General features: G+C 41.7%; 4 protein-coding genes and 2 tRNA genes. 1 reads left to right on the top strand and 5 read right to left on the bottom strand.

Annotated features, from left to right (window positions below):
- The 3 genes from mutL to tsaE all read right to left on the bottom strand — a co-directional run.
- Window positions 1–396: DNA mismatch repair endonuclease MutL (gene mutL / locus B7C60_RS17505; protein ID WP_245868393.1), on the bottom strand; the 396-nt coding region annotated here is incomplete at its 3' end.
- Between the two features lie 12 nt (window positions 397–408).
- A complete protein-coding gene (locus tag B7C60_RS01660; RefSeq protein ID WP_245868403.1) occupies window positions 409–2088 on the bottom strand; it encodes a LysM peptidoglycan-binding domain-containing protein in 1680 nt (559 codons plus the stop codon).
- 35 nt (window positions 2089–2123) lie between these two features.
- Window positions 2124–2585, bottom strand: a complete 462-nt coding sequence (tsaE, locus tag B7C60_RS01655) for a tRNA (adenosine(37)-N6)-threonylcarbamoyltransferase complex ATPase subunit type 1 TsaE (protein WP_099610145.1) — start codon at window positions 2583–2585, stop codon at window positions 2124–2126.
- A gap of 210 nt (window positions 2586–2795) precedes the next feature.
- Between tsaE and queG the strand changes: the two genes are divergently transcribed.
- A complete protein-coding gene (gene queG, locus B7C60_RS01650) occupies window positions 2796–3908 on the top strand; it encodes a tRNA epoxyqueuosine(34) reductase QueG (RefSeq protein WP_099610144.1) in 1113 nt (370 codons plus the stop codon).
- A gap of 576 nt (window positions 3909–4484) precedes the next feature.
- Here queG and B7C60_RS01645 read toward each other — a convergent pair.
- A tRNA-Met gene (locus tag B7C60_RS01645) sits at window positions 4485–4561 on the bottom strand.
- A gap of 97 nt (window positions 4562–4658) precedes the next feature.
- Window positions 4659–4735, bottom strand: a tRNA-Met gene (locus tag B7C60_RS01640).
- Between the last annotated feature and the right edge of the window lie 89 nt (window positions 4736–4824).

Genomic DNA, 4824 nt, shown 5'->3' with positions numbered 1-4824 from the left:
TCCCGCCATATCTCGTCCTTCACTGTAAGCAGACCAAGCTTCTTCTTGTGCAGCGGTTCGAGAGGTTAAGGTTAAGCGCGAGACTGAACTGATACTGGCGAGCGCTTCACCACGAAACCCTAAGCTAATAATGGCTTCTAAATCATCTAGAGTTTGTATTTTTGATGTAGCATGTCGACTTAAGGCTAAGCCTAATTCATCTTTACTGATCCCAGCACCGTTATCTCGCACCCGAATCAGCTTTGCGCCTCCTTTTTCGATATCGATATCAATCCGAGTTGCGCCTGAATCTAAGCTATTCTCTACCAGCTCTTTTACCACTGAAGCAGGTCTCTCAACAACCTCACCCGCTGCGATTTGGTTCGCTAAACGAGCGGGTAGAATACGAATCGCCATACTCTCCTCACTCTACTTATTAGGAATAATTAGTAATTGGCCAACCGCTAATTGATCTGAACGTAATTGGTTAGCCTCTCGAATACTTTGTACACTGACATTATATTTATTCGCGATTTTTCCTAAAAACTCACCACGTTGAACCTTATGTTGTCGTAGTGGTTTATCTTTAAGGCTAACCGTAATGCTCAGCTTCTGCCCGACAAAGAGGGTATCAGATTTTAGGCGATTCTCACGACGAATCGCATCAACAGAAACTTTATAGATAGCCGAAATTTTTCCCAAAAACTCGCCTGATTTCACAGTATGGGTAATAGTTTCAGTCTCTATTGGATTATTTACAATGGGGACAGGAATAGGTCCTCGTTCTCCACCAGGAATAGTCAGTCGCTGCCCCACAGCAAGACGGGAATTTTTCAATTGGTTTGCTTGCATGATCGCTTGGACACTCGCGCCATATTTTTGCGCAATGACAGATAAAGATTCACCTCGTTGAACTTGATGCTGTTGCGTTTTTCCACGATTCGCAAATAAAGTTTCTTCTGGAGGGTTTTCTTCAAAATATTGCACTAACGCTTTTGCCATCGCTCTCGCTAATTTATCTTGATGACTCCTTTGAAATAATAATCGTTCTTCAACTGGATTCGAGATAAATCCTGTTTCAACTAAAACCGAAGGAATATCAGGTGACTTTAATACCGCCAAACTCGCATTGACGGGTTCTGATTTATGTAAATGAGCAACTTTACCCATTTCGCGCAAAATATTACTGGCAACTTTATGACCTTCTTTCTGTGAATGACTAAATTGAAGATCAAGTAGAGTTTGGCTCACATTACGATCGTTATTGGTTTTTGCTAGCACTTCGCCTGCCCCACCCAACAACTCAGATTGCTGCTCATGATTTTCAACCCAACGAGCTATTTCGGTATTTGCTCGCCGTGTATTAAGCACAAAAACCGAAGCTCCTCTTGGTTGAGGAGTATGAAATGCATCCGCATGAATAGAAACGAGAAGATGAGCCTTACTTTTTCTTGCAATTTCAGTACGTTTATTTAGATTCACAAAATAGTCACCAGAACGGGTTAATATCGCTTTCATCCCCGGAACCGCATTGATCTGATCGGCCAATTTTTTTGAAACACTAAGCGTAACGTCTTTTTCAAATTTACGCGTCGGACCAATTGAGCCTGGATCTTCCCCACCATGCCCAGCATCAATCGCAACAATAATGTCAGCCGTCCCGATCAATTGAGAAGCATCACGGCTAACAGTCGTATTGCTTTTAGGCGTTGAAGCAGAAAGAGGATTGATTTTACGGTGTGGTAAATCGATAACTAACCGATGACCATATTGTCCACCTGGTGTTGGGGCTAACTTAAAAAGCTGAGGAGTGGATTTATTTTTTAACTCCAACACTAAACGAAACGTGTCGCTTTGAGGCGGAGAGCTGGGGCGAATTTTTGTTAAGATCACACTATCTGTTACCAACAAAGGCAGCTTAGTCGCTAAAGAGGTACTTTTAAGATCCACCACTAAGCGTTCCGGACTACCTAAGGTAAAGTAACTAAACGCGACCTCTGTTTTAAGATCGAGTACCACACGAGTTTCATCTGGTGAAGGCCACACTCTCACACCTTGCAACACATTCGCATACACGTTTCCTCCCAATAAGGAGAGAACTAGTACGATTAAGGCACGTTCAAGATAACTGCGAAAATTGAACACTATAACTCCAGTTGATTTAATAAAATACAGCCATATTCATTATTAGCTTTCACATTCGCCTTACGTTCAGAACCTTGATAACAAATCTCGATATCAAGATCCGATGCTGGCAGTAAGCCACTTCCTTTCTCTGGCCACTCAACTAAACAAATCGCGTCGTCAGTAAAATAATCACGAATTCCCATAAATTCGAGTTCTTCCGGATCCGATAAACGGTAAAGATCAAAATGATACACATGCCAACGAGCTAACTGGTAAGGTTCCACGAGAGTATATGTTGGACTCTTTACTTTTCCCTGATGGCCCAAAGCACAGATAAAACCACGACTGAATGTTGTTTTTCCAGCCCCTAACTCTCCATAGAGATACAGTGTCGTATGACGAGAACATAGCTGCGCAAGCATGGTTCCCAGTTTTATCGTTTCTTGTTCATTTTTTAAAGTAAAGGTCTTGCTACTCATTACAAAGGATCTCTAACGCGTCAGATGTCGACTATATAAAAATAAGAAGAGAACGAATAGTAAACTGGGTTAGATTTAAGAGACAAGCATTGTTCTGTAAGTAAACAGAAAAACTTTTTCTTGATAAAGCAAAAACCCTTACCTTTTTATCTAGATAAGCCAGATAAGATCCGTTAAGATCCTTCGCCCATTCGATAACCTAAGCTCACTATGGACTATCAAATACTCGCAGACCAAATCAAAGATTGGGCCAAAGCACTTGGCTTTGATAAAGTTGGGATCTGTGATATTGACTTAAGTGAGCATGAAGCCGCCTTACAACGCTGGCTTGATGCAGGCTATCATGGAGAAATGGACTGGATGGCTCGCCATGGTATGTTGCGGGCCCGCCCGGCAGAACTTCTCCCAGGAACGCTTCGCGTAATAAGCGCTCGAATCAATTACCTTCCACCTCAGGCCCAATTTGCCACAAATTTATCCGATCCCACCCAAGCTTATATTAGCCGATATGCCCTTGGACGCGATTACCATAAACTCGTTCGTCAGAGGCTGAAAAAGTTAGCCGTGAAAATTGAACAAGAAATCGGACAATTAGGATATCGACCGTTTGTCGACTCAGCTCCGATTCTAGAACGCCCCCTGGCACAAAAAGCAGGCCTTGGTTGGACAGGAAAACACTCTTTAATTTTAGATAAAGAGGCAGGATCTTGGTTCTTTTTAGGGGAACTGCTTGTTGATATCCCTCTGCCAGTCGATACACCTTTAGAAAATCAATGTGGACAGTGTCGATCCTGTATCACCTCTTGCCCTACAGGTGCAATTATCGATGATGGAGTCGTAGACGCTCGACGTTGTATTTCTTATTTAACGATTGAATACTCTGGCGTTATTCCTGAAGAATTTCGCCATGCAATAGGAAATCGTATCTATGGCTGTGATGACTGCCAACTCGTATGCCCATGGAATCGTTTCGCAGATCTAACCCAAGAATCTGACTTTCATCGTCGAGAAACGTTACATAATAGCGATTTAATTGATCTCTTTACATGGGATGAAAAAACCTTCTTACGTTATATGGAAGGCTCTCCCATCCGTCGCATTGGTTATCAACAATGGCAAAGAAATCTCATTATCGCCATGGGAAATGCCCCCTATTCACAAAAGATAATCGATATTTTAGCGGAAAAAAAAGGAATCAATGAGTTATTAGATATTCATATTGACTGGGCTTTAAAGCAGCAACAAAAAAAAATTAGCCACATCACCAACAAACATCAACGGCTTATTCGCATTATACAAAAAGGGCTACCTCGAGATGCTTAGCGATAGCGTAACCAACAAAAAACTTAGTGCATTTTTTGACACACTTCGCAAATTACTGGGTGTGGAAAAAAATTTTAATAAGATAGCGTTTGATAAACTTTAAAAAAGTTAGTCACACTAGCAGGAAATGATTAGGATCAATAAAAACACAGTTAATGATCATTCCAACTACTTTGCCACCTATAGAAAACAAATAAAACACTTAAAAAATCAACAGGTTATGCAACTTTAAATAGTTAATACCAACACCCCATCATAAAAAGATCCTAGACGTTGCATGACTATCACCCTATAGAAACACTTTATTCACCAAATTATCCACATAAATAATTCTGTGGATAACTCTGTTGATTAATATAGCTAACCTAGACTGAACATAGGTTAGCCTGAAGTAGGAATGGGTGTAGCCGAGGAAATTTTCTAAATGAACGTACTGTCGGCAAAAGAGACTGATTGTGACGAATTGTAATTTTGCTTCACAGCATAAATAAAAGAACATTGGCATAGCCAAAATGAGCAGCACAAAAAATAAAAAAATCTGCGCAAGTGCGCAGCTTAGTCATTTTTGAAATAAATTGGTTGCGGGGGCCGGATTTGAACCGACGACCTTCGGGTTATGAGCCCGACGAGCTACCATGCTGCTCCACCCCGCGTCCGTATTGTCTTATCGTTAAGCACGATAAAAGCTTTAAACTGGCGACTAAGTTTATCACCTACTGCTGATCAGCGCATGATGCCCTGACAGAAAATTGGTTGCGGGGGCCGGATTTGAACCGACGACCTTCGGGTTATGAGCCCGACGAGCTACCATGCTGCTCCACCCCGCGTCCGTATTGTCTTATCGTTAAGCACGATAAAAGCTTTAAATTGGCAGCTAAGTTTATCACCTACCGCTGATCAGCGCATGATGCTCTGT

The organism is Vibrio fujianensis (assembly GCF_002749895.1).
Lineage (GTDB): Bacteria > Pseudomonadota > Gammaproteobacteria > Enterobacterales > Vibrionaceae > Vibrio > Vibrio fujianensis.
The sequence above is the reverse complement of the archived record's forward strand: the minus strand, read 5'-3'. Positions and strand labels throughout refer to the sequence as shown.